Annotated in this window: 6 protein-coding genes; all 6 read left to right on the top strand. The window is 49.8% G+C overall.

Translation table 11 applies throughout. The annotated features are described in order from the left end of the window. A partial coding sequence (locus H8Z83_RS18745; protein WP_436231656.1) for a hypothetical protein occupies positions 1–451 on the top strand: 451 nt, incomplete at its 5' end. A gap of 289 nt (positions 452–740) precedes the next feature. Then, entirely contained in the window at positions 741–2192 is a 1452-nt protein-coding gene (locus H8Z83_RS18740) for a hypothetical protein (RefSeq protein ID WP_199488597.1), read from the top strand. Between the two features lie 255 nt (positions 2193–2447). Continuing rightward, entirely contained in the window at positions 2448–2714 is a 267-nt protein-coding gene (locus H8Z83_RS18735; RefSeq protein ID WP_033119556.1) for a type II toxin-antitoxin system RelB/DinJ family antitoxin, read from the top strand. Further along, positions 2707–2985, top strand: coding sequence for a type II toxin-antitoxin system YafQ family toxin (locus tag H8Z83_RS18730; protein WP_187016420.1), 279 nt, complete (start codon positions 2707–2709; stop codon positions 2983–2985). The genes H8Z83_RS18735 and H8Z83_RS18730 overlap by 8 nt, the downstream gene beginning before the upstream one ends. Positions 2986–3018: 33 nt before the next feature. After that, a complete protein-coding gene (locus tag H8Z83_RS18725) occupies positions 3019–3501 on the top strand; it encodes a hypothetical protein (protein WP_187016419.1) in 483 nt (160 codons plus the stop codon). Then, the gene (locus H8Z83_RS20450) at positions 3386–3643 is read left to right on the top strand and encodes a cysteine-rich KTR domain-containing protein (RefSeq protein WP_256435368.1); all 258 of its coding nucleotides are present in this window, start codon (positions 3386–3388) and stop codon (positions 3641–3643) included. Before H8Z83_RS18725 ends, H8Z83_RS20450 begins: the two co-directional genes overlap by 116 nt.

Below are 3643 nucleotides of genomic sequence, written 5' to 3'. Positions count from 1 at the left end.
GCATGATATTCAGCCGGAAAAGACGCTCACAGGGGCAGTAAAGGGCGTGACGGTGGATCAGGTCGAGCAGCTAAAGAAAATGGCACTGCGCAGCGTGACGGATCGGCACAAGGTACAGGAGCTGACGGAGGAAAACACCCGTCTGCGGTCACAGGTGCCGTCCATGAAGAAGCGGCTGGAAGAAGCGCAGCGGCAGCAGAGGCTTGAACAGGAAAACCGGAGGCTGCGCGATGAAAACTATTATCTGCAATCCGAGCTGCAGGAGGAACGCAGCTTCACCGAGCGTCTGACGGACGGCATCGGTCGGATGCTGGACTTCTTGGAAGAACACTTGCCGGAGCGTCTGCGTCCTCTGCTTGAAAAGGCGAGGGAGCTGCTGCCCGATCCGGAGATTGGACAGCAGCAGGAGCAACAGCAGCACCAGCGAGGAATGGGCGGCATGGAGCTGTAAAAGAAGCCTGTCCGGAGGGCTTGAAAATCTCTTTCGGACAGGCTATAATAACAACTGAAAATAGGGAATTGCTGTATTGATAATCTAAGCCCCCTGTAAGGGTACTCCCAACCTATATTTTTTCTCTCTGAAAGGGAGAAAGTCGGAGGGGAAAAGGGGGAGGTGACTTTCTCTTTAAGGCGGCGTAGCCGCCGCTCTTTTGCTCCCCCTTTTCCCCCTTCCCGCCCGCAGGCGATCCCCGCCGCAGCGGATTTTCTTTTTGGTACTTTTTCTTTTGTGAGGTGGTAATATGACCGAGAATTATCGAGGCTGCTACGAGTATTTGAGCGCACAATATCCGGAGGTCGGAGGCTATGAGTTTTATAAAGAGCTGTTTCCGGACAATGAGAACTCCGGAGAACGGCACACGGATTTTTCCCATCCGAACGCTGTGTATCTGTATCGGGACGAACAGAGCGAGGATAAGAAGCTCCGGCGCAGGAAGATGTATAACGACACATGGGAACAGGATTACATGGAGTTTGTCGAGGGGAACAGCCTTACTTTGTGCAGCGGTCTTGCATATCGCAGAAAGGAGAACAGGCTGGAGAACGCCCAGCGGATGTATGCTCTGATCTTCGATCTGGATGGCGTAGGTCTTGCCGAGCTGCGCAACCTCTTTCTGCGCTTTGGCGGCGATCCGGAGCGAGTGCGCCGGTTGCCGATGCCGACTTTCCTTGTTCTGTCGGGGACAGGGCTGCATATCTACTATGTTTTCCAGCAGCCGATTGACCTATACCCGAATATAAAAATTCAGCTTAAAAGTCTGAAATATGACCTCACTTTCCGGCTATGGGAGTATGGCAGCACTTCGCAGGTCAAGGCGATCCAGTATCAATCCATCAATCAGAGCTTCCGCATGGTGGGCAGCATCAATGACAAGCATGGGACGGAGCTGGTCGCTTTCCGTACCGGAGAACGGGTAACGCTGGATTATCTGAACGCCTACGCAAAGCCAGAAAACAGGGTGGATGTCAATAAGCCTTTCAGCCCATCCAAAATGACACGAGCTGAGGCGAGGGAGGCATATCCGGAGTGGTATGAGCGTGTTGTTGTGAGAGGCGAGAAAGGACGCAAGAAGTGGGATATTGCCGGAAAGGTGCATGGTGATGATCCGTATGCGCTCTACCATTGGTGGCTGCGGCAGATCGGAGAGATAAAGGGCGGGCATCGGTATTTCTTTTTGATGTGCCTTGCTATCTATGCTTACAAATGCGGTGTGTCGAAGCAGCAGCTCCGGCAGGATATGAAAGAGGCTTTTGATGATCTGCAGATGGTGAAGCATGAGAACGCATTGACCGAGGAAGATATACGGAGTGCGCTGGAAGCCTACGACAAGGAGTATTACAATTTCACGATTTCCGATATTGAAGCTCTGACCGATGTTCGCATCGAGCGCAACAAGAGGAATGGTAGATCACAGAAAGAGCATTTGAAAAGAGCAAGGGCGGTGCAGGAAGTGGATTATCCTGGCGGCACATGGAGAAGAAAAGGGGCAGAAGAAAAGAAAGCGCAAGTCTATGCGTGGCGGCAGGAGCATCCAGAGGGACGCAAGGCCGATTGTCATAGGGACACCGGACTTGATCCGAAAACGATCCGCAAATGGTGGGACACCGTACCGGAGGGGCATATAACGGTCAAAATACGCCCATCACAGGCTTTGAGCGATCTGTTGGTGGAGGAATTTAAGAAAGGGCTGTAAACGCCCCAGAAACGCCCTACAAGGCGTTTTCGGGGCGGGTAAGGGTTTTTATATTACCCCACCGAAAACGAGGCTTGAAAACCGCGCGAAATAAGGCTTTTTCACCCCCTAAATGTACACGCTGCGGTGTTAGCATATAGAAAGCACTGTTCATAGAAAAGTTGCAAAAAAACATTTGCAATGCACTTGCAAATGTCACGAATATTGAATATAATATTAGTGCAAGCTAAAAATGACGAGGAAAGGAGTGCTATTATGGCTAAAGGAAATATGACGATAAGAATGGAGCCGGAGCTGAAAGCACAGGCGGCAGCTCTCTTTAAGTCCCTCGGAATGGATTTGAGTACGGCAACGGGTATTTTTTATCGACAGGCACTTAGGTGTCATGGACTTCCCTTTGAAGTCAAGGTTGACGAGCCGAATGCTGTTACCTATGCGGCGATGGAGGCGGCAGAAAAGGGAGAGGATATGTATGGTCCGTTTGATAGCGTTGCAGATCTGATGGAGGCGCTGAATGCTTAAGCCGGAGTTTTCGGGGCAGTTCAAACGAGATTACAAGCTTGCGATCAAGAGAGGCTGCGATCCGAAGAAGTTGGAGGAAGTGATCACGCTGTTGTGTAACAAGCAGCCGTTGCCGGAGGCGTATCGAGATCATGCTCTCACTAATTCCAGAAATTATAAGGACATGAGAGAATGTCACATCGAGCCGGACTGGCTGTTGGTCTATAAAGTTGTTCGGCAGACTTTGATTTTGAAATTGATAAGGACGGGATCTCATAGCGATTTGTTTTGAGATTAACTCCGGATGAAAGAGTGGTGATGATATTTGGCGGGTGTAATAACGGAAATTGCAATAGAATGTGGCGTGTCGGAACAGGCAGTTCGTGCATGGTGTAGGCGAAACCATGTTGCGAAAGATGCGAAAGGAAGTTTCGCAATCAGCGAAAGTCAAAAAACCGCCATATATCAGCATTATTTAGGTGTTGAACGAAAGCAAGTTTCGCAACAGGCGAAAGCAAGTTGCGAAACTTGCGAAACCACTTTGATCGCTATGCTGCAGGGAGAATTAGACCGGAAAAGCGTGCAACTTGCTGTAAAGGACAAGCAGATCGAGGAACTGAACGCAAGGTTGGCGGAGGTCAGCTCGGCGTTGGTGACGGCACAGCAGACTGCGGCAGCGGCCCAGGCTCTCCATGCTGGGACAATGCATCAGCAGCTTCTTTCCGGCAAGTCCGGAGCCGATCAGCCGGAGCGTGAGACAGAACCGGTTCAAAAGCGTAGCTGGTTTAGTAGGTTCTTTGGGGACTAAACAGAACGACAAATCGGGAATTGATACTGTATTAAAAGATTTTCCTCTTTTCTGCCCTAAATGCAAATTGACGCATATCATTGATGTAGAAAAATTAGAGATTGTAATCAAAAATACAGAAAAACAAACTTTTATTATTTAG

This window comes from Dysosmobacter segnis (genome assembly GCF_014297285.1).
Classification (GTDB): Bacteria; Bacillota; Clostridia; order Oscillospirales; family Oscillospiraceae; genus Oscillibacter; species Oscillibacter segnis.
The sequence above is the reverse complement of the archived record's forward strand: the minus strand, read 5'-3'. Positions and strand labels throughout refer to the sequence as shown.